The sequence below is a fragment of the Agrobacterium sp. MCAB5 genome, from assembly GCF_052114365.1.
Taxonomy (GTDB): domain Bacteria; phylum Pseudomonadota; class Alphaproteobacteria; order Rhizobiales; family Rhizobiaceae; genus Agrobacterium; species Agrobacterium tumefaciens.
In genome coordinates, this window is sequence record NZ_JBFREP010000011.1 from 153,392 (window position 1) to 179,138 (window position 25,747).

A 25,747-nucleotide genomic window follows, 5' to 3' on the forward strand; every position below is an offset into this window, starting at 1 on the left:
TTTTCAGCTCTCGGCTTCAAAACGGAAACCAAAGCGGAAACTTCGGGTCTCGCCCGGTTGAAGGGTGATGTCCGCTTCAAGTTGCGGCTGGTTGAAGGCGTTTGTCGGTGTTTCCACAGGTTCGAGCGCGATGGATTTTCGCCTGTCGCGGGCAAGCGTATCGCCGGTAAAGACATGCATGTGGCCGCGCTCCTGCCAAACGGTCAGGCTCGAACCATCGTTCCGGTTTTCGATCCTAGTCTCGTAAAGCCCGTTTGCGGATGGGATCAGATCGGTAAAGCAGACATCCAGCACATGGCCTGCGAGCGGCGCGGCAGAAAGAAACGCTGCATCGTCCCGTTTGAGAATGCCCGTCTCACTGTCGGTGAGTGGTATCAAATTCTCGTCCGTTTTGATCGCTGTTCGCGACGGTAGGGTGAGAAGGAGATCGTCGATGGAGGATATGCCGGGCAGACGGAAATAGGGATGCCAGCCGGCCGCRAAGGGYAAAGGCCGGTCGTCGCCATTGATGCCGCGTATATCGATGGTAACCGCATGGCCGGCAAACCGGTATTCCACCTCGATGGCGAGATGGTAGGGATAGCCCTTGAATTCGGCCGGCAATATCTCGGCACGAAAGACGATAATGTGCGCGTCGTTTTCCTCGAAAGAYCGGTCGAGGGCGAAGGGCAGGGCACGGGCAAATCCGTGGAAGACGAGGTCCTCGTGGGCAAGCACCGGCTCGATACGGTGCATCTCCCCGCCAAATTTAAATTGGCCCTGAGGAATGCGATTGGTGAAGGGGGCGAGAATGCCGTTTCTCACGCCGTTCTGCGACTGCAATTCCTGAAGCGACGAATAGCCGTCGACAAGGTTTTTTTCATTGCCATCGGCAAGTCGTGGCCGCCAGCTCAGAAGGGTCGCGCCCTCATAAGCGATCTCGGCGCTGAAGCCGTTTCCGGAAACGGTCAGGCTGGCAATCCCCGTGCCTGTTGCGGAAGTGGTCATCGGGAAATTGTCCTTCATGCAAGCGTCTGCGGCCGTCGGGCCGATTGCGCCGCCGATTCGCCCGATCATCTTCGCTGCGGAGACATTTCGCAATGGCCATGACGGTGGCACACCTTAATGACCTCGCGTCAGCTCGGCCTCTAAGGTGTTATTGCCCTGGCCATGGCGCAAATCATTCCGTGAAGGTGCGTTTCGCGCCGGTGAAAAATTCCATTAGGGCGGCCTGATCCTCGCCGCCAAGTCCCGCCGCTGTCAGCATGCGGTGCACCTCGGCGCAAACCGCCGTCAGCGGCATGGCCGTGTTGGTGCGTCGAGCCAGATCCTGCGCGCCGTTCAGGTCCTTGACCATATTGTCGATGCGGCCAGTCCGGCGGTAATCCTTCGCCACGTAACGTGGCATATATTCCTGAAGAATTGCGCTGTCGGCGCGGCCGCCTTTCAGCGCCTGCGGAATTTTGGCGGCATCGACGCCGGCATCCAGCGCAAGCTGCGTTGCTTCCGCTACGGCAAGGAAGTTCAGCCCGCAAAGAACCTGATTGATGAGCTTCGTCGTCTGGCCTGCGCCGCTTGGACCCATATGGGTGTAGTTGCTGGCCACGTGCCGCAGCACGCGATGGGCATCGGCCACATCCTTTTCSGTGCCGCCGGCCATCAGGGTCAGTTGCCCGACGAGTGCCTTCGGCGCGCCGCCGGAAAGCGGGCTGTCCACCCAGCGCAGCCCTTTTTCAGCCGCATCCGCCGCCAGTTCTTTTGTCGCTTCCGGATCGATGGAGGACATGTCGATGATCAGCGTGCCGGGCCTGGCCCCCGCCGCCACGCCATCTTTGCCGAAAACGGCGGCGCGGACGATTTTCGGCGAATTGAGGCTGAGGATCACGACATCGGAGASCGAAGCCGCTTGCGCCGCCGTCTCGGCGCTATGCGCACCAAGGCTGGTCAAAGCCGCCACCTTTTCCGCGTCCAGATCGAAAACCGTCAGGTGATTGCCGGTCTCGATCAGCCGCGTACCGATCGCGCCGCCCATCGCGCCAGCGCCRATGAGGGCGATTTTGTTCTTCTCGGTCATGGTGCTCACGGTCTCYTCCCAAAGCGTCGTGGTTACGGCTTCTTCAAAGCGAGGCGGTAATGCCGCCGTCGACGTAAAGAATATGTCCGTTCACGAAAGACGAGGCATCGGACGACAGGAAAATGCAGGCGCCGACAAGCTCTTCGACCTTGCCCCAGCGGCCGGCGGGCGTGCGTTTTTCAAGCCATGCTGAAAACGTCTCGTCTGCCACCAGGGCCGCGTTGAGCGGCGTGTCGAAATAGCCCGGCGCAATGGCGTTGCACTGCAGGCCATATTTCGCCCAGTCCGTCGCCATGCCCTTCGTCAGATTGCCGACGGCGCCCTTGGTGGCGGTGTACGGCGCGATACCGGGGCGGGCAAGAGCGGTCTGGACGCTGGCGATGTTGATGATCTTGCCACGTCCACGGCTGATCATATGACGCGCGACGGCTTGCCCTGCGTGGAACACCGAGGCGATGTTTGTCTGTAACAGGCGCTCGAAGGCGTCGGCCGGAAAATCCTCCAGCGGTGTGCGGTGCTGCATGCCGGCATTGTTGACCAGAATATCGATGGGGCCGACTTCCGCCTCGAAACCGTCGATGGCCTTGCGCACCGCATCATGATCGGTGGCATCGAAGGCGAGCGTCTTGGCACCCTTGATGCCTGCGGCGGCTGCTTTCAGCTTTGCCTCGTCGCGGCCGTTCAGCACCACTTCGGCTCCCGCCTCCACCAGGCCCTGCGCCAGCGCAAAGCCGATGCCCTGCGACGAGCCGGTGATCAGGGCGCGGCGGCCGGAAAGATCGAACAAATTAAGGCCCACTGTTTCCTCCAGTCTCTCGACATTGCTTTCATGCCGGTTTATGTTATCGATAACATTCATCCCTTTCAGACGTGGATGTCAAGGCTTAAACGCCTGTTTCCGGTACGCAACATGCGCGCGGGGAGGCTGCAGGGCGGCGGAGACGCGGCCGGCGGCAATGATTGGGATAGGGATTATTTTGTTGCGCCGTTTAAGGCGCGATATCGAACGGGAGATATTTATGAGAGCGATTGTCGCCCACGGGGCAAAGGATGTGCGCATCGAGGAGCGGCCGGAGGAGGCGCCGGGGGCAGGAGAAGTGCGTCTTCGTCTGGCTCGGGGCGGGATTTGCGGCAGCGATCTTCACTATTACAATCACGGCGGTTTCGGCGCGGTACGGCTTCGCGAACCAATGGTGCTGGGACATGAGGTCTCCGCCATTGTTGAGGAACTGGGCGAGGGCGTCGAGGGGCTGAAGGTTGGCGGTCTGGTCGCGGTTTCGCCGTCCCGTCCGTGCAGGACCTGCCGCTTTTGCCAGGAAGGCCTGCACAATCAGTGCCTCAACATGCGCTTTTATGGCAGCGCCATGCCGTTTCCGCATATTCAGGGCGCTTTCCGCGAGGTTCTCATCGCGGATGCCCTGCAATGCGTTCCGGCCGACGGTTTGAGTGCCGGTGAGGCAGCTATGGCGGAACCGCTGGCGGTAACACTCCATGCCACCCGCCGCGCCGGCGATTTGCTCGGAAAACGCGTGCTCGTCACCGGCTGCGGCCCCATCGGCATTCTCTCCATCCTGTCTGCCCGCCGTGCCGGTGCCGCTGAAATCGTCGCGACCGATCTTTCGGACTTCACGCTTGCCAAGGCGCGGGAAGCGGGCGCGGACCGCGTCATAAACAGCAAGGATGAGCCTGATGCGCTGGCGACGTACGGCGCGAACAAGGGAACCTTCGACGTTCTCTATGAATGCTCCGGTGCCGCCGTTGCACTTGCGGGCGGGATTACGGCGTTGCGTCCGCGCGGCATCATCGTCCAGCTCGGCCTTGGTGGCGATATGAGCCTGCCGATGATGGCGATTACTGCCAAGGAACTCGATCTGCGCGGCTCTTTCCGGTTCCACGAGGAATTCGCGACGGGCGTCGAACTGATGCGCAAAGGCCTGATCGACGTCAAGCCGTTCATCACCCAGACGGTGGACCTCGATGACGCCATCTCGGCCTTCGAATTTGCCTCCGACCGCAGCCGCGCAATGAAGGTGCAGATCGCTTTTTCGTAAGCGCCTATTGCGCACGCCGGTTTGTCGACGTCTTGATCGGCGGTGGATTAATCCGCCGCCGATTTTTCATGCGCGCGCTTCCATCTACAACAAGATGTGTTTGATGTTATCGATATCATTTCGTGCATCGCGGGCTGTGAAAGTGTGCCAGAGGGCGCAGCCCTGATCCCCGGCAGACTTTGCCTCTTCTGATTTGCACATTTTGACGCAGGTCAAAAAGGTGATTTGCCGATTGCCATTTTTTGCTTTATCGAAATTTCAAAAATTACTGAAAATACAGGAAGCAAAGAAATGCCCACCAATCTTTCTCCGCTCGTTCAGTCCTTCGTGCTGCATTTCGGCGAGATGGGCAGCCGCTGGGGCATCAACCGCACGGTCGGCCAGGTCTATGCTTTGCTTTACATCTCGCCGAAGCCGCTCTGCGCGGACGACATTGTCGAGTCGCTCGGCATTTCCCGTTCCAATGTGTCGATGAGCCTGAAGGAGCTTCAGGCATGGAACCTTGCAATTCTCAAGCATTTCCCCGGCGACCGGCGCGATTTTTTCACGACGCCGGAGGATGTGTGGCAAATTCTGCGCACCCTTGCCGAAGAGCGCAAGAAGCGCGAGATCGACCCGACACTCAGCGTGCTTCGTGAAATCCTGATGGAGAAGCCGGAAAACGAAGAGGAGCGGCATGCGCAGAAGCGCATCGATGAGATGAAAACGCTGATCGAGCAGCTCACCGGCTGGTATGACGATGTGAAGAAGCTGGAGACGGAGCGGTTGGCTTCGCTTCTGGCACTCGGCTCGAAGGTCACGAAGCTTCTGGAGGCCAAGGACAAGATCGTCTCTCTTGCCAGACCCCGTGCCAAGAAGGACAGGTGAGGAGATCGTCCGTGAGCATGTCCGCAGAAATCCGGCAATCCGCCAATGGCGATGATGCAGACTGTCCAGTTCCAGCGGCGGTCTCTCCCGATAAGGCGCGGCGGCGCTTCTTCGGTAAATCCACCAATGACAAGGGTGTCGGTATGGCGGAAATCGCGAAGGCACCCGCGGTAGGAAGATCGGTCGCCCTGCTGCATGTCCTGCCGGCTCTGCTCTGGTTGCCGCAGGCGGGTTTGCTTGCATTTTCGGTCGGAAACATTGCCGACGGTGCGCCGATGACGGCGATCCTGCCGGCGGCCGTGGCTGTTCTCATTCTCGGTCTCATCAAGGCATGGCTGGAAAAAGTTGCTGCGAGACTGTCGTTTCGCGCCGCGCGTGCCGCCCTTTCGCGGCGGCGGCTGCAAGCGCTTCATGCCGTTGCGGAGGTGTCGCCGCTTGATCTGGCGCGTACGGCCTCCGGCGAGGCGGCAAGCGTTATCGCAGAGGCAGCCGAAGCGCTGGTACCTTATCTCTCCAGGTTCCAGCCTGCGCGGATGAAAGCTACCATTGTCCCCTTGGTTTTCGTGCTGGCAATCCTGCCATTTACCTGGATTGCGGCGCTTGTTCTGCTGCTTTCCATGCCCACTATCCCGCTTTTCATGGCGCTGATCGGCTGGCAGGCGAAGGCTGCCACTGAAAAGCAGCTGGCCGAGACCGGCAACATGAATGCTTTCCTACTCGATCGCCTGCGCGGCCTGGAAACGATCCGCGCACTGGAAGCCGTTGATCTGACCGCTGGACGGCTGCGGACGGACGCAGAGAACCTCAAGAAGCGGACGATGGCTGTCCTGCGGATCGCCTTTCTGTCCTCGGCGGTGCTGGAGCTTTTCGCTGCCCTCGGCGTTGCCATGACCGCCGTTTATATCGGTTTCCATCTGCTCGGTTTTCTCGATTTTGGCGCGTGGGGCGAGAAGCTGACACTTGCCGAGGGGCTGTTCATCCTGCTTCTGGCGCCTGCCTTTTTCGAACCGCTGCGGGAGTTGTCCGCCGTCTGGCACGACCGCGCAGCCGGCGAGGCGGCGCTGGGCGCGCTCGACACATTGACGCGGGCTGGCAAAGCCATCGTGGGTGAGGGTAAGGAGGTCGCAATGGCCCCTTTTCCGACGCCCGGTCTGGTGGAGTTGGCTAATCTCTCCTTCGCCTATCCGAATGCTCCGCCTGTCATTCGGAATCTAAATCTTACGGTCCAGTCAGGCGAGACAGTTGCGATTCTTGGGCCTTCCGGTTGTGGTAAATCCACTGTACTCTCCTTGATTGCCGGCTTGGCCGAGGCTGACAGCGGTACAATAGGGATCGGGGGCGTAACGCTTGGTCATGCGACGGCCGATGGACTGCGCAAGACAATCGGCTGGGTCAGCCAGAAGCCGTTCTTTTTTGCCGGTTCCCTGAAGGCGAATATTCGCTTTGGCCGCGCCGGTGTCAGCGAAGGCATGGTCGATGAGACGCTGCGCTGCACCGGGCTGGATGCATTGTCGAAAGCACGCCGGCATCTGCCTATAGGAGACGGCGGCTACGGTATTTCGGGCGGGGAGGCGGTGCGCCTCGCCATTGCGCGTGCTTTCGCCGATCCGGCGACGCAGCTTGTGCTGGTCGATGAACCGACAGCGCATCTTGACCGGGAGACGGCTGCGCTCGTCACCGAAAACCTGCTGCAACTCGCAAAAGGCAGGACATTGATCGTCGCAACCCATGATCCTGTGCTCGCCGCGCGCATGGACAGGGTCGTGGATATGACGACGATCCATTCGAGGGGGCAGTCATGATCGCGCGTTTTGCGATATTGAAACCTGTTATTTCCCTGTTCTGGTCGGCGCGTCGCGGCATGCTGCTCGTTGGCGCGGTTCTGGCAGCAACCACGGTGCTGGCGGGTATAGGCCTTCTCGGCGTTTCCGGCTGGTTCATTACTGCRACCGCGATTGCCGGTCTGGTCCCMGCGACGGCCTATGCTTTCGACGTCTTTGCGCCATCGGCGGCCATCCGTCTGCTGGCGTTGTCACGCACCGCTGCCCGTTATGGCGAACGCATGACCACCCATGAGGCGACGCTGTCCGTGCTTGCAGCGCTTCGCGAAAAGCTGTTTCGTGGCTTTGCCGCACCGCAGGCGGCGAAACATCTGGAGGCGAGGCCCGCCCGCCTGCTGAACCGGCTGACTGCGGATATCGACGCGCTGGATTCGCTTTATCTGCGCGTGCTGGTACCCGCCGCCGTCGCAATCCTCGCCGCAATCGCAACAGGCATCGGTCTTGCCCTCCTCAATCCGCTTGCGGGCGTTCTGGCGGCCCTCTTCCTCATTGCGGCGGGTCTTGGCATTTCAGTGCGCTCGGCGTTGACGGCGGAAAAATTTGCGCGTCGCCGGGCAATCGGGCTTGAAGCGCTTCGTGCCCGCACGGCGGACTTGGTCAACGGGCAGGTGGAATTGCTCACGACTGCCCGTCTCTCCGCGCAGGTTGCGGCGATTGAACGGGCCGACAATTATCTGCTCGCYTGCGATGACCGCTTGAACCGGATCGAAACCAATGCCGGTTTTTCATTCGGCATCTCAGCGGCGGTTCTTTTGAGTGCGGCTCTCCTCGGCATGGCCTGGCTTGCGGAGCAGGRCGTTGTGACCGCGCCGACTGCCGCCCTCGGCCTGCTCGTATGTTTCGCCGCGCTGGAGCCCTTCACGGCGCTGCGCCGTGGTGCAATGGAACTCGGGCGCACGCTTTTTTCGGCAAGACGCATTGCGCCGCGTCTTTCCGCCGAGGCAGCCGCCAACTGTCCGCGCGTGCCTGCCATGGGCCTGGTGGCTGAGCTTGATGGTGTGCGGCTGGAGCGGGATGGGAACGAAAATCCTGTCCTGACGAATATCAACCTTGCAATCGCCGCCGGAGAGACGATTGCGATTATCGGGCCGAGCGGTGCAGGCAAGACCAGCCTCATCCAGCTTCTGGCTGGTGAAGTGCAACCGGCGGCGGGCAGGGTCAGCGCTTTGCCTTGCTCGCTCATGACGCAGAGAAGTCAGCTTTTCCGAGACAGCATCGCTGATAATCTGAGGCTGGCAAAACCTGCCGCGACCGAGCGTGAACTGTGGGATGCCCTGCAATCGGCAGGCCTTGGCGAGCATGTCAGAACCCTCGCCGCAGGGCTGGATACGAGACTTGGCGAGGCGGGGCAGGGTCTCTCCGGCGGGCAGTCACGACGGCTCGCCCTTGCCCGTTTCCTTCTACGCGACAAACCACTCTGGCTTCTCGACGAGGTGACGGAAGGGCTGGACGGCGAAACCGCCCGTGACGTGCTCGGCCGGCTGTTTGCAAGGGCGGAAGGCAAGACTGTCGTGATGATAACCCACAATCGCCGTGAGGCGGAATTTGCCGATCGCATCATCGTGCTGAGAGAGGGGCGCCAACTTGATCAATGTCAAAGCGGCACCCCGGAATACGACGTAATGCTGCAAACATTGCGTCCGGACTGAGTGATTTTTTCAGGGCCGGCGCCGTTTCGTAACAGAAGGCCGGCCTTTCCTGAAAGGTGGGGTAAAAACATGGAACTCGACATCGTGGCGCTATCGCGCCTGCAATTCGCTGTTACCGCTTTATATCACTTTCTATTCGTTCCCCTGACGATCGGACTGTCCGTGGTGATCGCCATCATGGAAACGGTCTATGTCATGACCGGCCGCACCATCTGGCGGCAGATGACGAAATTCTGGGGTACATTGTTCGGCATCAACTTCGTGCTTGGTGTTTCCACCGGCATCGTCATGGAATTCCAGTTCGGCATGAACTGGAGTTATTACAGCCACTATGTCGGCGATATCTTCGGTGCGCCGCTGGCGATCGAAGGAATGATGGCTTTCTTTCTGGAAGCCACCTTYGTCGGTCTGTTCTTTTTCGGCTGGGACAAGCTGTCCAAGCTCGGCCATCTCATCGCAACATGGTGCGTGGCGATCGGCTCGAACTTCTCGGCGTTGTGGATATTGATCGCCAATGGCTGGATGCAGAACCCGACGGGATCGGCTTTCAACCCCCAGACCATGCGCATGGAGGTGACGGATTTCTTCGCGGTGCTGATGAACCCGGTCGCCCAGGCGAAGTTCGTGCACACGGTTTCTGCGGGTTATGTCACTGCCTCCATCTTCGTGCTCGGCGTTTCCGCCTGGTACGTGCTGAAAGGCCGCCATGTCGATCTCGCCAAGCGGTCGATGACGGTTGCCGCTTCTTTCGGCCTGGCTGCTGCACTGTCGGTCGTCGTGCTGGGTGATGAAAGCGGTTATCTTTCGACCGAACACCAGAAGATGAAGCTCGCCTCGATCGAAGCCATGTGGGAAACGGAACCGGCACCCGCCCCCTTTACTGCCATCGGTTTTCCTGATCAGGAAGCCCGGGAGACGCATTTCGCCGTAAAAATTCCGTGGGTGATGGGCCTTATCGGCACGCGCTCGCTGGACACGGAAATCCCCGGCATCAACGATCTGGTGGAACTCGCAAAGACCCGCATCCGCGATGGCATCAAGGCCTATGATGCGCTGATGCAGATACGTGCCACCGGCAAGGGCGCGGAACTGCCCGAAGAGGTGCGTGGCACCTTTGCGGAACTCGGCCACGAGCTTGGTTACGCCCTGTTGCTGAAACGTTATGTCGACGATCCGCGCCAGGCGACGGAGGAGCAGATTGCCAAGGCCGCCGCCGATACCATCCCGCATGTGCCGACGCTGTTCTGGGCGTTCCGCATCATGGTCGGTCTTGGCATGTTCTTCATCCTGTTGACGGCGACCTTCTTTTATCTCTCGGCACGGCGCCGGCTGGATCACTATCCGTTCTTGCTGAAGGTGGCCGTCTTCGCCATTCCGCTGCCGTGGATTGCTGCGGAAATGGGCTGGGTGGTCGCGGAATTCGGCCGTCAGCCATGGATCATCGAGGGCGTGCTGCCGACGGCCGCCGCCGTCTCCAGCCTCAGCGCTTCAACGGTTCTGATTACGCTTCTCTGCTTCATCGCCATCTATACGGTGCTGTTCATCGTCGAAATGGGGCTGATGCTGAAGGCGATCCGCAAGGGGCCGGATCCGGATCACGAGCCGGAAGCGCCGCTCGTTCCTGAAAAACTCGTCGCTGCGGAGTAAACGATCATGATATTGCATCAACTCATCGACTACGAAGTCCTCCGCGTCATCTGGTGGCTGCTGCTTGGCGTGGTGCTGATCGGTTTTGCCGTGACCGGCGGTTTCGATCTTGGCACGGGCGCGCTGCTGCCTTTCGTTGCGAAAACGGATCTCGAGCGGCGTGTCGTCATCAATTCCATCGGCCCGGTATGGGAAGGCAATCAGGTCTGGCTCATCCTTGGTGGCGGCGCCATCTTCGCCGCGTGGCCGCCGCTTTATGCGGTGTCGTTTTCAGGTTTTTACCTGGCGATGTTCGCCACACTATTTGCGCTGATCCTGCGGCCGGTGGGGTTCAAATACCGCTCCAAGCGCGAGAGTACGACATGGCGCAATACCTGGGATTGGGCGCTGTTTGTCGGTGGCTTTGTTCCCGCCCTGATTTTCGGTGTGGCGATCGGCAATGTGCTGCAGGGCGTACCCTTCCGCTTCAACGATGACCTCAGGATTTTTTACGACGGCACGACTTTGTTCGAGCTTCTCAACCCTTACGCAATCCTTTGCGGCCTCGTTTCCGTTTGCATGCTGGTGATGCATGGTGCGGCCTGGCTGGTGCTGAAGACCGAAGGGCCGGTCGCTGCGCGTGCCCGCAGTTTCGGCAGCATTGCAGCACTTGCCACCACAGTTCTCTTTGCGCTTGGTGGCGTATTGTTGTGGCTCGGTATCGACGGGTATCGCTTCACCTCGGAAGTCGTGACCGACGGTCCGTCCAATCCATTGTCAAAGACGGTCGAGGTCGCAAGCGGCGTCTGGTTTGCGAATTACGCGGCCCATCCATGGATGATGCTGGCACCGGCGCTCGGTCTTGCCTTCCCGCTCGTCGCCTTCCTGTTGTTAAGGGGCGGGCGTGAGGTGCTGGCGCTGCTTTCCAGTTCGCTTGCCATATTCGGCATCATCTCGACGGTCGGTCTGACGATGTTTCCCTTCATCCTGCCCTCTTCGATCGATCCGAAATCGAGCCTGACGGTCTGGGACGCATCGTCGAGCCATATGACGCTATTCATCATGCTGGTCGTCGCCCTCATCTTCATCCCCCTCATCGTCGCTTACACCTCATGGGTCTACCGCGTGCTGTGGGGCAAGGTGGATGAAAAGGCGATCCGTGAAGACAGCGGCCACGCTTATTAATATCGAACAAATACAAGGAGATCGAACATGTGGTATTTCGCCTGGCTGCTCGGCCTGCCTCTCGCCGCCATTTTCGCCGTCATGAACGCCATGTGGTATGAGCTGATGGAAGAAAACGCCAGAAAGGCCGAGGCCAAGCCGGAAAAATAACGCTTCGGGGCACGGGGCAAAAAAAGGGCGGCGTCCTATCTGGATGCCGCCCTTCTTGTAGAAATCGCCGCGATTGACACGCGCGGTTTCAGTGGATCGCGATGCCGCGCTTGTCCGCTTCTTCCTTGATGATGTCTTCAACCAGCGCTCTCTTGAGATTTGGGTTTCCCAGAAGATAGTCGTCGGCAATCTCGAAAATCGATTTCGGATTCTCGGTCCTGTGCAGGGTGTCGAGGTCCTGGCCGATCTGCTCTCGCAAGTTTGAATAGTCGTCCATCGCGGTTCTCCCGGTCACTGGTTCAATGCAGAAGTTCTGCCGGAACCTTGCCGCCGTTTTCAGACAGCTTCTTGATGACAGCCTTGTGCAGCCAGATGTTCATTGTGGCTGAGTCCGAGGTATCACCGGTATAGCCGAGTTCGCTTGCCAGTTCCTTGCGAGCGGTTAGGCTGCTGTCCAGATCGAGCGCTTTCAGAAGATCGACGATCGAATGTTTCCAGTCGAGTTTCTGCCCGTTCTGCTTGACCGCCGCGTCCAGAATGGATGCGACATCGACGCTGCCGGTGGATGCCGGAGCAGCGGCTGTTGGTGCGGGTGCTGCTGGCTGAGCCGGAGCGGCCGGGCTTGCGCTTGTCGTGGGCGCACCAGCTGGCGCCGAAGTCTGCGGTGCAGCCTCTGCCTTGCCAAAAATCGCGTTCTTGATCTTGTCGAAAAAGCTCATTGTGTCCTCCCTCTATCGGCGAAATGCGCGCCCGATGGCAATGAGAATGCATGCGCCGATGAAACCGGCGATAAGGTATCCAATCCAGCCTCCGAGCGAAATGCCCACAAGCCCAAGCAGGAAATTGGCGACGATGGCGCCAACGATGCCGAGAATTATGTTCATGAAAAGACCCATGTTGCTTTTCATGAACTGTTCGGCAAGCCAACCGGCTACGCCGCCGATGATGATTGCTGCAATCCAGCCGATTTGTGCGTCTTCCATAACAGGCCTTTCCTTTGTGAGAGAGGTCCGCAGGCATATGGACAGGCTTTTGCGCGCACTGATCCCCCCGCCTCTTGACCCCAGGCAGGGAATTAACGGTCAATCGAGGATTTTGTTCCGGTCTCCTTGCTTTCGTCAGCTTTGGCTTTGAAAGTCCAGCCCGATATCCAGAACCGGCGCGCTGTGGGTCAGCCAGCCGACGGAGATGAGATCGATGCCGGTTGCTGCAATGGCTGCTGCGGTTTGAGGGGTGATGCGTCCGGAGGCCTCGGTGACGGCGCGTCCGGCGACGATCTGCACCGCCTCGCGCAGCTGTTCCGGCGGCATGTTGTCAAGTAGAACCGCGTCGACCCCTTCCTCCATCGCCTCGCGCAATTGCAAGAGCGTATCGACCTCCACCTCGATCTTGACCAGATGTCCGACACCCGCCTTGGCGCTGCGGATAGCGTCACGCACGCCGCCGGCAACGGCGATGTGGTTGTCCTTGATGAGAACAGCATCATAAAGGGCAAAACGGTGGTTCATGCCGCCGCCGGCGCGCACGGCATATTTTTCCAACGCCCTGAGGCCCGGCGTCGTTTTGCGGGTGCAGGCAACCGAGGCTTTGGTGCCGGAGATGGCGGCAGCGATTGTGGCGGTGACGGACGCGATGCCTGAGAGATGGCCGAGAAAATTAAGGGCGGTGCGCTCCGCCGTCAAAAGACCGCGCGAGGGACCCTCGATCGTCGCGATAATATCGCCCGGAGTGACCGCCGCGCCATCCTGCACCTGCCGCCTCATCACGATTGTCGGGTCCACCAACTGGAAAGCCAGTTCTGCGGCGTCAAGACCGGCGATGACACCCGGTTCACGCGCCGCCATGACGACGACTGAGCGATGACCGGCGGGGATGACTGCGGCGGACGTGATGTCGCCCGCCAGACCCAGGTCTTCCAGAAGGGCGTTGCGGACAAGCGGCTCCACGATAATGCGTGGCAGAGGGGTGAGGGTCATGTCAGGCGCTCCGCGCAATGCAGGAAGAAAAAAGATTGGACGATAAGAGGTCATGGGCAATGGCGATGACATCGGACAGGCAAAGCCTGCGCCTTGTGGCGGTCGCGTCCTTTTCCGGGAAATCGTTGCGGAAATGGGCCCCGCGCGATTCTCTTCGCAAGGCGGCGAAGACGGCGATTGCGAGCCCGACGATGGCGGGATCGGATGCCGGGCCGTTCTGTTCGGCCAGTGGGAGAAGTTCGCTGATCGCGCTGATCAACCCCGCTTCATGTCTGGCGATGCCGAGATGGCGGGAGACGATGGGCCGGACGATAGACGGGTCTGCTGCCGAAAGAACAGGCGTTGCGAATGGCGTGACAGCTGTCACCCGTTTTGATGCCGGTCGGGCGGCAATATCTTTTGCCGCACGCATKCCCATGGCAGCCGCCTCCAGCAGGGAGTTGCTGGCCAGCCGRTTRGCCCCGTGAAGACCGGTGCAGGCGGTTTCGCCCGCAACCCATAGGCCCKKCACGGAACTRCGGCCATTACCATCCGTGSCGACGCCGCCCATGTGGTAGTGCACGGCGGGACGGACGGGCACGAGTTCGCGGGCGGGGTCTATACCAGCCTCGCGGCATAGCAGGTCGATTGACGGGAAACGCGCCGAAAAACCGCTGCCGATCGCCTTGCGGGCATCGAGAAAGACTTYGCCGCCGCGCAGGATTTCCCGGTCGATGGCGCGGGCGACAATATCGCGGGAGGCAAGTTCTGCACCCGGAACGGTCGCCATGAAACGTTCGCCGCTTTCATTGAGAAGAACGGCACCTTCGCCCCGCACCGCCTCGCTGACCAGAGCCAGCGGCCGCCGGGGAGAGGAAAGTGCCGTYGGGTGGAACTGGACGAATTCCATATCAGTGAGGATGGCTCCGGCGCGCGCGGCGAGCATGATCCCCTGTCCGAAATTGCCGGTGGGATTGGTGGTGGCCTCATACAGCCCGCCGAGGCCACCGGTCGCAAGAATGACGTTTGTGGCCGGCAGAACAAAGCTGCCCTTTTGCCCGGCGCAGATGAGACCGGCTATGGCCCCGCCTTCTGTCAGCAGCCGGCGCACCTCCGCACCTTCCAGGACTGCGATGGAMGGCGTGTTGAGAACGGCKGCTGCAAGAGCCCTCACAATGGCCGCGCCCGAGCCRTCACCTTCGGCATGCAGGATGCGCCGGCGGCCATGAGCGGCTTCCAGCCCGAAAACGAGCCTGCCTTGTGCATCGCGATCGAAACGAACTCCGGCTCGTTCCAGGGCATCGATGACGGCGGGGGCAGTGGAGACGATATCTGCTGCCATAGCCGCGTCACAGAGGCCGTCGCCTGCGGCGAGCGTATCGSCAAGATGCAGTGCAGTGCTGTCGTCAGCGCCAAGGCTTGCRGCAATGCCGCCCTGCGCCCAGGCGCTGGACGTTTCGCCACCGAGCGCGCCGCGGGTCAGAAGCAGGRCCGGTTKCGGTGCGAGCGTCAATGCTGCCATCAGGCCGGCAATACCGCTGCCGACGATGACCGTCCTTCCTGCATATTGCGACAGAGCGTCACTCATACCGCCAGCATCCTTTCCACCGCGCGGCGGGCGGCGACCGCAACAGCCGGATCGATTGTCACCTCGTGGCGGTTTTCTTCAAGCGCTGTGCGGATATTGCCGAGCGTGATGCGCTTCATGTGCGGGCAGAGGTTGCAGGGGCGGATGAATTCGACATCGGGATGATGCACGGCGACATTGTCGCTCATCGAGCATTCCGTCAAAAGCACCACGCGGGCCGGTCTTTCCCGGCCGACGTAGTCCGACATGACAGCGGTCGAGCCGGAAAAATCTGCGGCCTCAACGACATCGGGCGGACATTCGGGATGCGCGAGAACGGTAATGCCGGGATRGCTTTCGCGCAATTCCCTGATGTCGTCGGCGGTGAAAAGCTCATGCACCTCGCAATGGCCGCGCCATGCGATGAGTTCGACATTGGTCTCCCGCGCCACATTCTTCGCCAGATATTCGTCCGGCAGCATCAGCACGCGCGGCACGCCAAGCGATTCCACCACCTGGCGGGCATTGCCGGAGGTGCAGCATATGTCGGAAGCCGCCTTCACCGCCGCTGAGGTATTCACGTAGGTGACGACAGGAACGCCGGGATAGGCCTTGCGCAGAAGTGCGATGTCTTCGGGCGTGATGGAATCGGCGAGCGAGCAGCCGGCGGCCATATCCGGAATAAGCACGGTTTTTCCCGGATTGAGCAGCTTTGCCGTCTCGGCCATGAAATGCACGCCGGCGAGAACGATCACATCCGCTTCTACTTCCATTGCCTTGCGCGCAAGGGCGAGGCTATCGCCAACGATATCGGCAACGCCGTGGAAGATTTCCGGCGTCTGGTAATTATGGGCGAGGATGACGGCGTTGCGCCTGCGCTTCAGATCGAGGATCGCCTCCACATCATCCTGAAAACCCATCCATTCCGCCTTGGGAATGACGCGGCTGACGCGGTCGTAAAGGCTTGCGGCAGATATCTGTTCGTTCACGGCGCTCTCCCATTTATACTCTATTTGAGTATATCTACGGCAAAGAGATATTCTCATTGTGAGCATATGTCAATTGCGGGAGAGTGGCAGTTTGGTTCCGGAAAGGGCGCGTTCATCCACAACGGTCTGGCGGAATCGGAAGAGCTTTGCAGGGCGTCCGCCGGTTTCGGTCGCCATATCGCCAGTTTCTTCCACCAGCTGCTGCTGTTCTATCAGCCGGCGGAAGTTCTGCTTGTGCAGCGTCAGACCGGCGAGCGCCTCCACCGCGCGCTGCAATTGCAGCAGGGTGAAAGCGTCGGCCATCAGTTCGAAAACTACAGGCCGGTATTTGATCTTAGCCCGGAGGCGCGCGATGCCGGTGGCAAGAATGCGGCGGTGATCGGCAAACATCGGTCTGCCGAAATTGATCCGAGGCTCACTCTGGGCTTCTTCGACCAGTCCGGCCTCATAGAGCAACTCGTAGCGCTGAAGTGTCAGTTCCTCGTTCCAGCCGCCGCCATCAAGGCCGAAGGTGAAGTCGGCGCGTAAATGGCGCTGGCCTTTGCAGGCAGGGTCGGAATCCGCCCAGCAGCGCAGCTTTTCGATGATGGTKTCCAGAACCGCCGGCCGGCCCTGCCGATGGTCTTCCCAGGGAAAATACTCGTACCAGCCATGCCAGAGAGGGCGGCCATTGCCGGGCGGCTCCTGTTCGCGAACCAGCCCGAGATAACCGATCGATATGGTTCTTCCGCCAAGAATGTCATTGTTGCGGTCCCGGTCGGCGAAGGTGTAGAGCTGTTCGAGATAGCCGACGGGATGATGTGTCTGTTCGTGTATCCACTCTCTCAACCCGCTCTGAAGCGTCCTGTGTCCGAATTCAAACGGCCCTGATGGAAGTGCCGCGCCCGCCCGCACGGTCATTACCCGCGGCTCGTCCGTGGTGATGGCGGTGACGACGGCGATGAGTTCGGCGTGGGCAAGCCCTATGGTCACGGCGGCTCCTCTGGTAGATGGCGTCGGTATCGACCTTCTTTGGCACAGGAATGCCTGTTCGCCAACAAGCGGGCGGGGAAACGCGGATGCCGCCGCGCATGTAAAACTTTACGTAGTGATCAGACAAAAGAATAAGTGCTTGTGGTTAGTCGCGTATCGTCCTTTATGTTAAGACCCGCGTCAAAAGCATCCATAATGTAGAAGGCCGATGTTAGAGGATATATATCTCGAAGAAACACTTGTGGGTTATTACACCTGGAACGTGGGGCAGAATCTGGTTTATCTGGATGCTGTGGCGGCTCGCCTGCGCGAATTTTCCGAAGAGAAAGCCGCCCGCGGCATTCCCGTGGAGGATTTCATAGATCAGATCGAAAGCGGCTCGCGCGCGCGTGTGGCCAAGGCGGTTTACAACTCGCTGACGAACGGCGTGTTCTATGATCAGCAATACCGCATCGAACTCAAATCCGGCGATTTTCGCTGGCTGCGGACAACGGGCAGGGTTATCCTTGATGGTGACCGCATTCCAATCATGGCGATGGGCACGGTGCGAGACATCACCTCGCGCAAGATTTTATTGATGTAATATTTATCGCGTTCGGTCTGTCTTGAAAAAAACGCCGATCTATTTCTTGTCGATTGTTTTGATGTGCGGTGACATGGTTCGGCAGGTTTTCATTTTGCTGTTTCAGATCGTGCTGGTCACGGGGCTTGGTATAGCCGGCATCCGCATCGCCTCGCTCATGAATGGCGAGGCGGCATATCCAGCGACTGGCCTCTCCGCAAACACGGAAACGCTGTGGACGACCTCTCCGGTCCGGGTCGATCCCCGCCATCAGAATTATGAGCGTATTCCGACCCCGCCCGATCCATACCCCCTGAAAATATACGCGGATCAGCGCCTGCGCGTTGCGTCCAACAATCGCTTCACCTTCAAAGGACAGGAGTTCCGCCTCGCCGGTGTGGAAGACATCGACCGCAACCGGGTTTGCGCCGGACCTGACGGCCGCCGTTATGCCTGCGGCCTGAACGCCTTCAAGGCGCTTGAGAACCGCCTGCGCGGCAAATATCTGGAATGCCGGGTGCTGGAAGAAGGCGGCGGCGTTCCGTCGGTGGAATGCCGGATCAACGGGCAGGATGTGCGGGCGCTCTTGCAATAGTCAACGCGAAGAACAGACAATGCCGCACGAAAGCCCGTGCTGGACGATGGAAATTTGTATTTTAGAAGGTTTGGTGGAGCTAAGCGGGATCGAACCGCTGACCTCTTGCATGCCATGCAAGCGCTCTCCCAGCTGAGCTATAGCCCCATAAGGGTTCCGGCATTTCGTCCGGTTCCGGGAACCGAAGCGGCTGTTGTTCCGTTCGGTGGCGGCTTACTACTTCGGCTAATCGAAGAGTGCAAGCACAAAAAACAGCCCGGCTTCATTTTTTTGTCGCCGGGCTGGTTTATCCAATAAGATCAAGCTTCTTCGTCGTCGCCCGGTACGCCGATGATGCCGGACATGTCGTCGTCATCGTCGTCTTCGTCGGCTTCGAGGAAGGTGTCGTCGTCGTCGCCGATTTCCACGTCGTCGTCATCGTCGCCCAGGTCCGGGATATCGTCGCCGCTGTTGTCGCCGTCGGCGTCTTCCAGCGATACGAGTTCGACTTCCGTGTTTTCGGCATCGACTTCCGCGACTTCTTCTTCTTCAGCCTGCTCGAGCTTTGCCTGAGCGGTGCTTTCTTCAAAGAAGGAGAGCGGCCAGGACTTGCCGCTATAGGGAGAAACGACCGGGTCGCGGTTCAGATCGTAGAACTTCTTGCCGGTATCGGGGTCTGTGCGCTTGGTACCAAGGTCCGCTTTTGCCACTGTCTAAGCCTCAAATTGTCGAATGAGTTTCGGTGTGTACGCCGTAAAACCGGCATAGACGGTAAAATTTCTAGCCGGTCCCCTTAATCGTTGCGGTCTTTCGTGTCAAAGACAAACTTTGGAGGCCGCCCTCCCATGATGCGACTTGTATGTCAGGCTGCTCATAAAGATTGGAGGCCGACGCACTCTACTGTATTAATGATGGACGCACAGGCAGAAAGCTTCATGACCTTTACGATTGCCATAGATGGGCCAGCTGCGGCGGGCAAAGGGACCTTGTCACGCAAGATTGCGGAGACCTATGGTTTCCATCATCTCGACACCGGGCTGACCTACAGAGCCACGGCCAAGGCACTTCTTGACGCCGGCCTGCCGCTCGATGACGAGAACGTCGCTGAAAAGGTGGCACTGCAACTCGACCTTGCCGGCCTCGACCGCGCGGTGCTTTCAAGGCACGATATCGGCGAGGCGGCGTCCAGGATTGCGGTGATGACGCCGGTGAGGCGCGCGCTCGTGACAGCGCAGCAGCGGTTTGCGGCAAAGGAACCGGGCACGGTTCTGGATGGCCGCGACATCGGCACGGTGGTGTGCCCGGAGGCGCCGGTGAAGCTCTACGTCACCGCTTCGCCGGACGTGCGGGCGCGCAGGCGTTATGATGAAATCGTCGCCAACGGCAGCGTTGCCGATTACGACGCCATTTTCGCYGAGGTGAAGAAACGCGACGAGCGCGACATGGGCCGAGCCGACAGCCCGTTGAAACCGGCTGAAGACGCGCACTTGCTAGATACGTCGGAAATGAGTATAGAGGCGGCGTTTCAGGCCGCGCGGATGATTATCGACGCCGCCCTGAAGAAACAGGTTTTTCGCGGAACCGCTTGAATCGGTCCGCGTTTAGTCCGGAATTGCCTGAAGACATGTCCTTGCGCCGGGAAGCCTTTTAAAAAGGCGGGCATGGGTTCGGGTATCAACAACGCTAGCCCACCGGCGCTTTTGTATTCGCTCTCGCGCGGATGCAATCAGGAGATTTCATGTCAGTATCTACCCCCACGCGCGAAGATTTCGCAGCGCTTCTCGAAGAATCCTTTGCCTCTAACGATCTTGCCGAAGGCTATGTTGCCAAGGGTATCGTRACGGCAATCGAGAAGGACGTTGCCATCGTCGACGTTGGCCTCAAGGTTGAAGGCCGCGTACCGTTGAAGGAATTCGGCGCGAAGTCCAAGGACGGCACGCTGAAGGTCGGCGACGAAGTCGAAGTTTACGTCGAGCGCATCGAAAACGCACTCGGCGAAGCCGTTCTGTCGCGCGAGAAGGCTCGCCGCGAAGAAAGCTGGGTCAAGCTCGAAGCCAAGTTCGAAGCTGGCGAGCGCGTCGAAGGCGTTATCTTCAACCAGGTCAAGGGTGGTTTCACCGTCGATCTGGAYGGCGCCGTTGCCTTCCTTCCGCGTTCGCAGGTCGACATYCGTCCGATCCGCGACGTTACCCCGCTGATGCACAACCCGCAGCCCTTCGAAATCCTCAAGATGGACAAGCGTCGCGGCAACATCGTTGTCTCGCGCCGCACGGTTCTCGAAGAGTCCCGCGCCGAGCAGCGTTCTGAAATCGTTCAGAACCTCGAAGAAGGCCAGGTTGTTGACGGCGTCGTCAAGAACATCACCGATTACGGTGCGTTCGTTGACCTCGGCGGCATCGACGGCCTGCTGCACGTTACCGACATGGCATGGCGCCGCGTCAACCATCCTTCGGAAATCCTCAACATTGGCCAGCAGGTCAAGGTTCAGATCATCCGCATCAACCAGGAAACCCACCGTATCTCGCTCGGCATGAAGCAGCTCGAGTCCGATCCGTGGGATGGCATCTCCGCCAAGTACCCGGTTGGCAAGAAGATCTCCGGTACGGTCACGAACATCACCGACTACGGTGCATTCGTCGAGCTGGAGCCGGGCATCGAAGGCCTGATCCACATTTCCGAAATGTCCTGGACCAAGAAGAACGTACATCCCGGCAAGATCCTGTCCACGAGCCAGGAAGTTGACGTTGTCGTTCTCGAAGTCGATCCGTCCAAGCGCCGTATCTCGCTCGGCCTCAAGCAGACGCTGGAAAACCCGTGGCAGGCATTTGCCTTCAGCCATCCGGCCGGCACTGAAGTCGAAGGCGAAGTCAAGAACAAGACCGAATTCGGCCTGTTCATCGGCCTCGAAGGCGATGTCGACGGCATGGTTCACCTGTCGGATCTCGACTGGAACCGTCCGGGCGAACAGGTCATCGAAGAGTTCAACAAGGGTGACGTGGTCAAGGCCGTCGTTCTCGATGTTGACGTCGAGAAGGAACGCATCTCGCTCGGCATCAAGCAGCTCGGCAAGGATGCTGTCGGTGAAGCCGCAACGTCCGGCGACCTGCGCAAGAACGCAGTCGTTTCGTGCGAAGTCATCGCCGTTAACGACGGTGGCGTGGAAGTGAAGCTCGTCAACCACGAGGACATCACCTCCTTCATCCGCCGCAACGACCTCGCACGCGATCGTGACGATCAGCGTCCGGAGCGTTTCGCAGTTGGCCAGGTTTTCGACGCTCGCGTCGTCAACTTCTCGAAGAAGGACCGCAAGGTCATGCTTTCGATCAAGGCTCTGGAAATCGCTGAAGAGAAGGAAGCCGTCGCACAGTTCGGTTCGTCCGACTCTGGCGCTTCGCTCGGCGACATCCTCGGTGCGGCTCTGAAGAACCGCAGCGAATAATCGCTAGAGATCGTTTGATATAAAGAACCCGCCGGAATTTTCCGGCGGGTTTTTTGTTGGCTGCAGTATTCGTGGCATAGGCCAATGGGCGGCGCGGAATTCAGTGCATGCCACTCATCTTGAGGTAATAATTTTCCGCACTGTCGTCGAAAGCCGCTGTCCGCGGATTTTCCCCATCGCCAATCTCGTCATTGGCGGCCACCCGCTCTTCCATCTCGTCCTGACCGTCGGGATTTTCGCCCTCCGCATCGCCATTCGCTTCATCCTCGGAAAATGGACCACGCCCGCGATGCGGCGTTTCCGATTCGTGGTCCTCTTCCGCCGGTGGGTATGCGACGAGCGGTAACGGCGTGCCGTCTTTTGCCAGAGCCGCCGCGATCAGCGATTGCGAAGCCGTTTGTTCCAGCATCGCCATTCTTGCTTCCGGGTCGAGAGCGGCGCGCGGCATGGGCTGGGCTTCTGGCCGGTTGGTAATCGTCTCCGCATCCTCCCCGGTCGGGTGGATGGGCGTTGCGAGGGCAGTTTTTTCGGCAGGCTGCTCTTCGAGTGGTTGCGGTATGGCGCCCGGTGGCGTGGCGGAAAGCTGGGCAGCGGTGGTGGCCTTGACGGGAAGTTTGCCGGCCACTGCAGCAAGGAGCAGGTTTTCCATATCCTTGGCGCCAGCCGTGGACTGGCTGGATGGCGGGTTCAAGGTAGTGCGGGTTTCCCTCGGCTCCAGCTTCATGGTGTCCCGATGCTGAAGTGCAGGGCGCATCTCGGCGTTCTCAGCCCGTGGCGGATTTGCCGGGCGGGCATCTGTCGAAGCTTCCTTTGTTGTGCTGCCCGTTTGCGGCTGAGGCGAGCGTACGGTGCTTTCGGCGGCTTTCCCTTCCGGTTTTGCCGAATCGTGCGGAGAGTCGGACATGTCGGCAGGTGGGGCGGGAAGATTTGCCTGGGGGCCTTGCGGCGCTGCCTGCGCCGCAACCATGGCTTTTATTGCGGCGGCGCTTTGGGCAAGCGGGCCGATGAGCATAGGCAACAGCCGGCCGGGCGCGGCGGCGGTTGCCGGTTGTGCTGTTGTTGTGGTGGTCGTTGCCGGGTTTGGGCGGCCGTCAGCACTCTGGCTCGGGCCGTTCTGCTGTCTCGCTTGCACTGGCTGCGCGGTCACCGGATTGGCCGAATTGTTCTGCTGATAAGAGGACACCACCGCCTTCGCCGCAAGATCCGTTCCCTTGTAGCGGGAAAGTTCGATCAGCAGCGCAAGCCTTGCGGCATCCGGCCCGGTTGGCTGTTTCAGGATTTCTGCGAGCATCGAAAGGCTCAACCCCTGCAGGACTTTGCTGACCTGTTGTTCCAGCGCCAGGCGCTGCGGTGCGGGCAGGGCGCGCAGCGCATCCGTCAGACGCATCACATAGGTTTGAATGGCTTCGCCGTCGCGCCTTGGGAGGTTCATCAGCTTGCCAAGCGCCTCCGCCAGAACGGCGGTGCTGCGGGAAAGCTGATATTCGCTGGCGAGAGAGGTGACTGCGGCTTTGGCGAAAAGACTGCTGCCATTGTCGGGAGCAAGATTGCTTGCCTGCGGCTGCACGGCCTCCTTCGGCTCCCCGCGCTGCGTCTGCGAGGCTGCGGCTCCATAGGCGGCATCGGCTGCCGGAATTTTCGGTACAGGCGGTAACATGCTGCGCTCCGTTCCTATCGATTACCGCCGCTGGCTGCGAAAGGGCCAGTCCCTGGCTCTCTGATCCGCATTTGGCCTATGTTGAAAGATTGCCGCGCCGGTGATGTACAGGTGTCATCTCGCCCGCTCATGCGGGAGCGCCGTGTGCGTCGCTGGCAGGAATGCCAGCTCTTCGCGATGCACACAGAATCATCAACCCTGAGTCTGGGCCGTAGATATTAAGAATTCGCTAACCATAAAAATCGTGTCGATATGGCAATCAGGGAGAGACGCTGATGAACATGCGGTAAAGCCCGTTATCGTCGGAATTGACCGATGAAATATGGTCTGGTTCGCTGTCTGCTGCCTCAAAGGCTTCCGGCGGCATCGCGTCGAGCCAGCTTGCCTTGGGAAAACCTCTCTCGGGGCGATTTTCAACGGGGGCGATGAGGTTGTCTTCCTCGCTTGCGGCAACGAAATTGTCGTCATTCGGCGCCAGCGGCGGAGCGGCGATCGAGAGCAGCGCTTGCGCCGCATTTGGTTCGGCATCGAGGCCGGCGCTGCCGGATATGCCGGAAATTTGAGACATGTTTGAACTCACATCATGTTTCGCTCAAGTGACTATCGGTAGCGGCGAGATCATGCCGCCTTCTTCTTCAGCAGCGCATAAATTCCATTGTCGTCTATCGAGATCGGCAAAATGGCGCTGCGGGCGTTATCGACGACTGCCTGAGCATCAAGCAGTTTTTCGGCGTCGTCTTTCTGATCGGCTTCCGTCTTGGTTGCGGCGTCTGTCTCTGCGGGTTCGTTGTCATTTTCAGCCGGGGCCGTTTSGCTWGATGGCGTTGCCGCKAGCACGGAGATAAGGGCGATTTCCGAAGAAATATCGACCGGGCCTTGCCCGTCAGTGCCTTGCGCTTTTTCTTCGGCGGCAGCGTCTATGTGTTCCTTCACGACGTCCTGAAGTTTTTGCACATCCTCCAGCTTGCCCTGTGCGTCTCGGGTCTGGATATCCTCTTCCCGCTCGGCCGCAACTTCGGCATCGTTGATTTCGCCCATGCGGTTTTTGCCGCGTTCGGCCTGCAATTCTTCCTTGGTTTTCGGATCGGCAACGTCTTCCAGGCGCTGGATGACCTTCATGGTTTCCCGTGTCATGAATTGGGTGCCCTGCGCCTGATCGTTCAGCGCATTCTTCACGGCGCGTGCCGCATCGCCAAATGGGTTTGCGATTGCGGCGATCATCTGCTGCGCGGAAATACCAAGTTCCTTGAGGCCAGTCGATTCTTCGAGATCATTGACATTTTTGGGTGCGGTGGCGCGCACTGCCATGATTGCTTTCGACATCTGCACGCCGAAATCTTCTTCCTTGCCGCTCAGGCCGGCATTTTGGGCAATGCGTGCGGCAAGTGCTGCCATGGGCGCGGTCTTGGTAGTTACGCCGTTATTCAGGACTTCCACGACCTGCGCTTCCGAAACGCCGAAGGATTTCAGCGAAATCGTCGTGGCTTTTCCTGCCGCATCGGTTTTTTCAAAGCCGTCGGTCAGGGTCAGCGCGTCCTGAAGCCTTTGCGCGAAAGCGGCGTTCGATTCATCGTTTTCCTGGGTGATGCCAAGCGCAGACGAGAAACGGGAGACAAGCGAGGCGAAGGCATCGCCATCAGGCTTCATGGCGCCGAACAGATAGGCGCTTATCTTTTCATTGGCAACGCGATGGCTTTGGTCCGGCTGCGGCTGGGTCTTTATCGTCTCGTCTTTTTTGGTACCGTTCGCTTTTTCCTGCTCTTCGCGATGGCGTTCCTCAATGGTTTCCACCATCGACCGCATGAGGTCGCTGACTGCAATGCTTGCCGTCTGCTGCAACGGTGTAATCATCTGGAAGTCCCCGGCCACCCAAAGTTGCGGCCGAGAATAGGCAGTTTCGGTAAATCAGTCCTTAAACGAAGCGTGAAACCGCTCAGCTATGGGCGAAGATATCCGTTTCGTCCCAGCCCAGAAGATCGAGCTTGGCACGGGTCGGCAGAAACGCGAAACAGGCATCGGCATGATCGAGGCGACCATCACGCACGAGGCGGTGGGTCAGCTTGTCGCGCAGCGCATGCAAATGCAGCACATCGGATGCGGCATATTCGAGCTGTGCGGGTGACAGTTTTTCTGCTGCCCAGTCGGACGATTGCTGCGCCTTGGAGATGTCGACCTCAAGCATTTCCTTCAGATTGTCCTTCAGCCCRTGCCGGTCGGTATAGGTGCGGGTCAGGCGGGAGGCGATCTTGGTGCAGAAAACCGGCGTCGTCGTCACACCGAACGTGTGGAACAGAACGGCGATATCGAAACGGCCATAGTGAAAAATCTTCTGCCGGGCAGGGTCTGCAAGCATATGGGTGAGGTTTGGAGCTTCCTTCTGGCCGGCGGCGATGCGGATGACATCCGCCGTACCGTCTCCAGGAGAAAGCTGAACGACACAGAGACGGTCACGGCGTGGCACCAGCCCCAGTGTTTCCGTATCGATTGCGATGGCGCCAAGGTAGCGTGCGGCATCTGCGGCGGAAATATCGCCTTCGTGATAACGGATGGTTGCTGCCATTGTCTTGCTCCGGGAATGTCCAGTTCGTTGCTCCGGCTATAACGGAAAGA

Annotated in this window: 26 protein-coding genes and 1 tRNA gene; 11 read left to right on the top strand and 16 right to left on the bottom strand. The window is 59.5% G+C overall.

Annotated features, from left to right (window positions below; genetic code table 11):
* Positions 1–3 precede the first annotated feature (3 nt).
* The 3 genes from AB4Z23_RS22070 to AB4Z23_RS22080 form a co-directional block, all read right to left on the bottom strand.
* On the bottom strand, positions 4–987 hold the full coding sequence (locus AB4Z23_RS22070; protein ID WP_035200637.1) for an aldose 1-epimerase: 984 nt from the start codon (positions 985–987) through the stop codon (positions 4–6).
* Between the two features lie 172 nt (positions 988–1,159).
* Positions 1,160–2,053, bottom strand: coding sequence for an NAD(P)-dependent oxidoreductase (locus AB4Z23_RS22075; protein WP_441360795.1), 894 nt, complete (start codon positions 2,051–2,053; stop codon positions 1,160–1,162).
* A gap of 43 nt (positions 2,054–2,096) precedes the next feature.
* A complete protein-coding gene (locus tag AB4Z23_RS22080; RefSeq protein WP_025595224.1) occupies positions 2,097–2,852 on the bottom strand; it encodes an SDR family oxidoreductase in 756 nt (251 codons plus the stop codon).
* Between the two features lie 220 nt (positions 2,853–3,072).
* Between AB4Z23_RS22080 and AB4Z23_RS22085 the strand changes: the two genes are divergently transcribed.
* From AB4Z23_RS22085 to cydX, 7 genes are all read left to right on the top strand, one after another.
* Complete coding sequence (locus AB4Z23_RS22085; RefSeq protein ID WP_111801364.1) at positions 3,073–4,104, top strand: L-idonate 5-dehydrogenase; 1,032 nt, start codon at positions 3,073–3,075, stop codon at positions 4,102–4,104.
* Positions 4,105–4,395: 291 nt separating this feature from the next.
* Complete coding sequence (locus tag AB4Z23_RS22090) at positions 4,396–4,971, top strand: GbsR/MarR family transcriptional regulator (protein WP_013762080.1); 576 nt, start codon at positions 4,396–4,398, stop codon at positions 4,969–4,971.
* Between the two features lie 17 nt (positions 4,972–4,988).
* Complete coding sequence (gene cydD, locus AB4Z23_RS22095) at positions 4,989–6,773, top strand: thiol reductant ABC exporter subunit CydD (RefSeq protein ID WP_441360796.1); 1,785 nt, start codon at positions 4,989–4,991, stop codon at positions 6,771–6,773.
* A complete protein-coding gene (cydC, locus tag AB4Z23_RS22100) occupies positions 6,770–8,461 on the top strand; it encodes a thiol reductant ABC exporter subunit CydC (RefSeq protein WP_441360771.1) in 1,692 nt (563 codons plus the stop codon). The genes cydD and cydC overlap by 4 nt, the downstream gene beginning before the upstream one ends.
* Before the next feature lie 69 nt (positions 8,462–8,530).
* Complete coding sequence (locus AB4Z23_RS22105) at positions 8,531–10,108, top strand: cytochrome ubiquinol oxidase subunit I (RefSeq protein ID WP_013762083.1); 1,578 nt, start codon at positions 8,531–8,533, stop codon at positions 10,106–10,108.
* Between the two features lie 6 nt (positions 10,109–10,114).
* Complete coding sequence (gene cydB, locus AB4Z23_RS22110) at positions 10,115–11,272, top strand: cytochrome d ubiquinol oxidase subunit II (RefSeq protein WP_441360772.1); 1,158 nt, start codon at positions 10,115–10,117, stop codon at positions 11,270–11,272.
* A gap of 27 nt (positions 11,273–11,299) precedes the next feature.
* Entirely contained in the window at positions 11,300–11,422 is a 123-nt protein-coding gene (gene cydX / locus AB4Z23_RS22115; RefSeq protein WP_003498405.1) for a cytochrome bd-I oxidase subunit CydX, read from the top strand.
* A gap of 88 nt (positions 11,423–11,510) precedes the next feature.
* On the opposite strand, the gene AB4Z23_RS22120 is transcribed toward cydX, so the two are convergent.
* The 7 genes from AB4Z23_RS22120 to AB4Z23_RS22150 form a co-directional block, all read right to left on the bottom strand.
* Entirely contained in the window at positions 11,511–11,699 is a 189-nt protein-coding gene (locus tag AB4Z23_RS22120) for a hypothetical protein (protein WP_004431853.1), read from the bottom strand.
* A 22-nt stretch (positions 11,700–11,721) separates the two neighbouring features.
* The gene (locus AB4Z23_RS22125; protein WP_076844547.1) at positions 11,722–12,141 is read right to left on the bottom strand and encodes a DUF3597 domain-containing protein; all 420 of its coding nucleotides are present in this window, start codon (positions 12,139–12,141) and stop codon (positions 11,722–11,724) included.
* A gap of 12 nt (positions 12,142–12,153) precedes the next feature.
* Positions 12,154–12,405, bottom strand: coding sequence for a GlsB/YeaQ/YmgE family stress response membrane protein (locus AB4Z23_RS22130; RefSeq protein ID WP_004431872.1), 252 nt, complete (start codon positions 12,403–12,405; stop codon positions 12,154–12,156).
* A 135-nt stretch (positions 12,406–12,540) separates the two neighbouring features.
* Entirely contained in the window at positions 12,541–13,398 is an 858-nt protein-coding gene (nadC, locus tag AB4Z23_RS22135) for a carboxylating nicotinate-nucleotide diphosphorylase (RefSeq protein WP_441360773.1), read from the bottom strand.
* A gap of 1 nt (position 13,399) precedes the next feature.
* Positions 13,400–14,965 (bottom strand): L-aspartate oxidase, encoded by a 1,566-nt coding sequence (locus AB4Z23_RS22140; protein ID WP_441360774.1) that lies wholly within the window; start codon positions 14,963–14,965, stop codon positions 13,400–13,402.
* Positions 14,962–15,933, bottom strand: coding sequence for a quinolinate synthase NadA (nadA, locus tag AB4Z23_RS22145; protein ID WP_441360775.1), 972 nt, complete (start codon positions 15,931–15,933; stop codon positions 14,962–14,964). Before nadA ends, AB4Z23_RS22140 begins: the two co-directional genes overlap by 4 nt.
* Before the next feature lie 69 nt (positions 15,934–16,002).
* The gene (locus tag AB4Z23_RS22150; RefSeq protein ID WP_441360776.1) at positions 16,003–16,905 is read right to left on the bottom strand and encodes an NUDIX hydrolase; all 903 of its coding nucleotides are present in this window, start codon (positions 16,903–16,905) and stop codon (positions 16,003–16,005) included.
* A 208-nt stretch (positions 16,906–17,113) separates the two neighbouring features.
* Here AB4Z23_RS22150 and AB4Z23_RS22155 point away from each other — a divergent pair, with 208 nt between their 5' ends.
* Positions 17,114–17,488 (top strand): PAS domain-containing protein, encoded by a 375-nt coding sequence (locus tag AB4Z23_RS22155; protein ID WP_004431894.1) that lies wholly within the window; start codon positions 17,114–17,116, stop codon positions 17,486–17,488.
* A gap of 73 nt (positions 17,489–17,561) precedes the next feature.
* Positions 17,562–18,062 (top strand): hypothetical protein, encoded by a 501-nt coding sequence (locus tag AB4Z23_RS22160; protein WP_025595216.1) that lies wholly within the window; start codon positions 17,562–17,564, stop codon positions 18,060–18,062.
* A gap of 71 nt (positions 18,063–18,133) precedes the next feature.
* Here the strand turns inward: AB4Z23_RS22160 and AB4Z23_RS22165 are convergent.
* Together AB4Z23_RS22165 and AB4Z23_RS22170 are read right to left on the bottom strand one after the other, a co-directional pair.
* Positions 18,134–18,209: transfer RNA gene (locus AB4Z23_RS22165), tRNA-Ala, on the bottom strand.
* 152 nt (positions 18,210–18,361) lie between these two features.
* Positions 18,362–18,751, bottom strand: coding sequence for a TIGR02300 family protein (locus AB4Z23_RS22170; RefSeq protein WP_004431900.1), 390 nt, complete (start codon positions 18,749–18,751; stop codon positions 18,362–18,364).
* 198 nt (positions 18,752–18,949) lie between these two features.
* Here AB4Z23_RS22170 and cmk point away from each other — a divergent pair, with 198 nt between their 5' ends.
* Together cmk and rpsA are read left to right on the top strand one after the other, a co-directional pair.
* Positions 18,950–19,630, top strand: coding sequence for a (d)CMP kinase (cmk, locus tag AB4Z23_RS22175; protein WP_038494660.1), 681 nt, complete (start codon positions 18,950–18,952; stop codon positions 19,628–19,630).
* Positions 19,631–19,779: 149 nt separating this feature from the next.
* Positions 19,780–21,480, top strand: coding sequence for a 30S ribosomal protein S1 (rpsA, locus tag AB4Z23_RS22180; RefSeq protein WP_004431908.1), 1,701 nt, complete (start codon positions 19,780–19,782; stop codon positions 21,478–21,480).
* 100 nt (positions 21,481–21,580) lie between these two features.
* On the opposite strand, the gene AB4Z23_RS22185 is transcribed toward rpsA, so the two are convergent.
* The 4 genes from AB4Z23_RS22185 to AB4Z23_RS22200 all read right to left on the bottom strand — a co-directional run bounded on the left by AB4Z23_RS22185 (position 21,581) and on the right by AB4Z23_RS22200 (position 25,697).
* On the bottom strand, positions 21,581–23,137 hold the full coding sequence (locus AB4Z23_RS22185; RefSeq protein WP_076844539.1) for a hypothetical protein: 1,557 nt from the start codon (positions 23,135–23,137) through the stop codon (positions 21,581–21,583).
* Between the two features lie 259 nt (positions 23,138–23,396).
* Complete coding sequence (locus AB4Z23_RS22190) at positions 23,397–23,705, bottom strand: hypothetical protein (protein WP_004431913.1); 309 nt, start codon at positions 23,703–23,705, stop codon at positions 23,397–23,399.
* Between the two features lie 50 nt (positions 23,706–23,755).
* Positions 23,756–24,988, bottom strand: coding sequence for a hypothetical protein (locus AB4Z23_RS22195; RefSeq protein ID WP_441360777.1), 1,233 nt, complete (start codon positions 24,986–24,988; stop codon positions 23,756–23,758).
* 82 nt (positions 24,989–25,070) lie between these two features.
* Entirely contained in the window at positions 25,071–25,697 is a 627-nt protein-coding gene (locus AB4Z23_RS22200) for a ribonuclease D (RefSeq protein WP_004431923.1), read from the bottom strand.
* Positions 25,698–25,747: the final 50 nt, after the last annotated feature.

Bases quoted from the DNA above. Each gene is read 5' to 3' on its own strand.
- AB4Z23_RS22085 (WP_111801364.1), top strand. From the start codon at position 3,073: ATGAGAGCGATTGTCGCCCACGGGGCAAAGGATGTGCGCATCGAGGAG.
- AB4Z23_RS22090 (WP_013762080.1), top strand. From the start codon at position 4,396: ATGCCCACCAATCTTTCTCCGCTCGTTCAGTCCTTCGTGCTGCATTTC.
- cydD (WP_441360796.1), top strand. From the start codon at position 4,989: ATGTCCGCAGAAATCCGGCAATCCGCCAATGGCGATGATGCAGACTGT.
- cydB (WP_441360772.1), top strand. From the start codon at position 10,115: ATGATATTGCATCAACTCATCGACTACGAAGTCCTCCGCGTCATCTGG.
- cydX (WP_003498405.1), top strand. From the start codon at position 11,300: ATGTGGTATTTCGCCTGGCTGCTCGGCCTGCCTCTCGCCGCCATTTTC.
- AB4Z23_RS22120 (WP_004431853.1), bottom strand. From the start codon at position 11,699: ATGGACGACTATTCAAACTTGCGAGAGCAGATCGGCCAGGACCTCGAC.
- AB4Z23_RS22125 (WP_076844547.1), bottom strand. From the start codon at position 12,141: ATGAGCTTTTTCGACAAGATCAAGAACGCGATTTTTGGCAAGGCAGAG.
- AB4Z23_RS22130 (WP_004431872.1), bottom strand. From the start codon at position 12,405: ATGGAAGACGCACAAATCGGCTGGATTGCAGCAATCATCATCGGCGGC.
- nadC (WP_441360773.1), bottom strand. From the start codon at position 13,398: ATGACCCTCACCCCTCTGCCACGCATTATCGTGGAGCCGCTTGTCCGC.
- AB4Z23_RS22155 (WP_004431894.1), top strand. From the start codon at position 17,114: ATGTTAGAGGATATATATCTCGAAGAAACACTTGTGGGTTATTACACC.
- AB4Z23_RS22160 (WP_025595216.1), top strand. From the start codon at position 17,562: ATGGTTCGGCAGGTTTTCATTTTGCTGTTTCAGATCGTGCTGGTCACG.
- AB4Z23_RS22185 (WP_076844539.1), bottom strand. From the start codon at position 23,137: ATGTTACCGCCTGTACCGAAAATTCCGGCAGCCGATGCCGCCTATGGA.
- AB4Z23_RS22190 (WP_004431913.1), bottom strand. From the start codon at position 23,705: ATGTCTCAAATTTCCGGCATATCCGGCAGCGCCGGCCTCGATGCCGAA.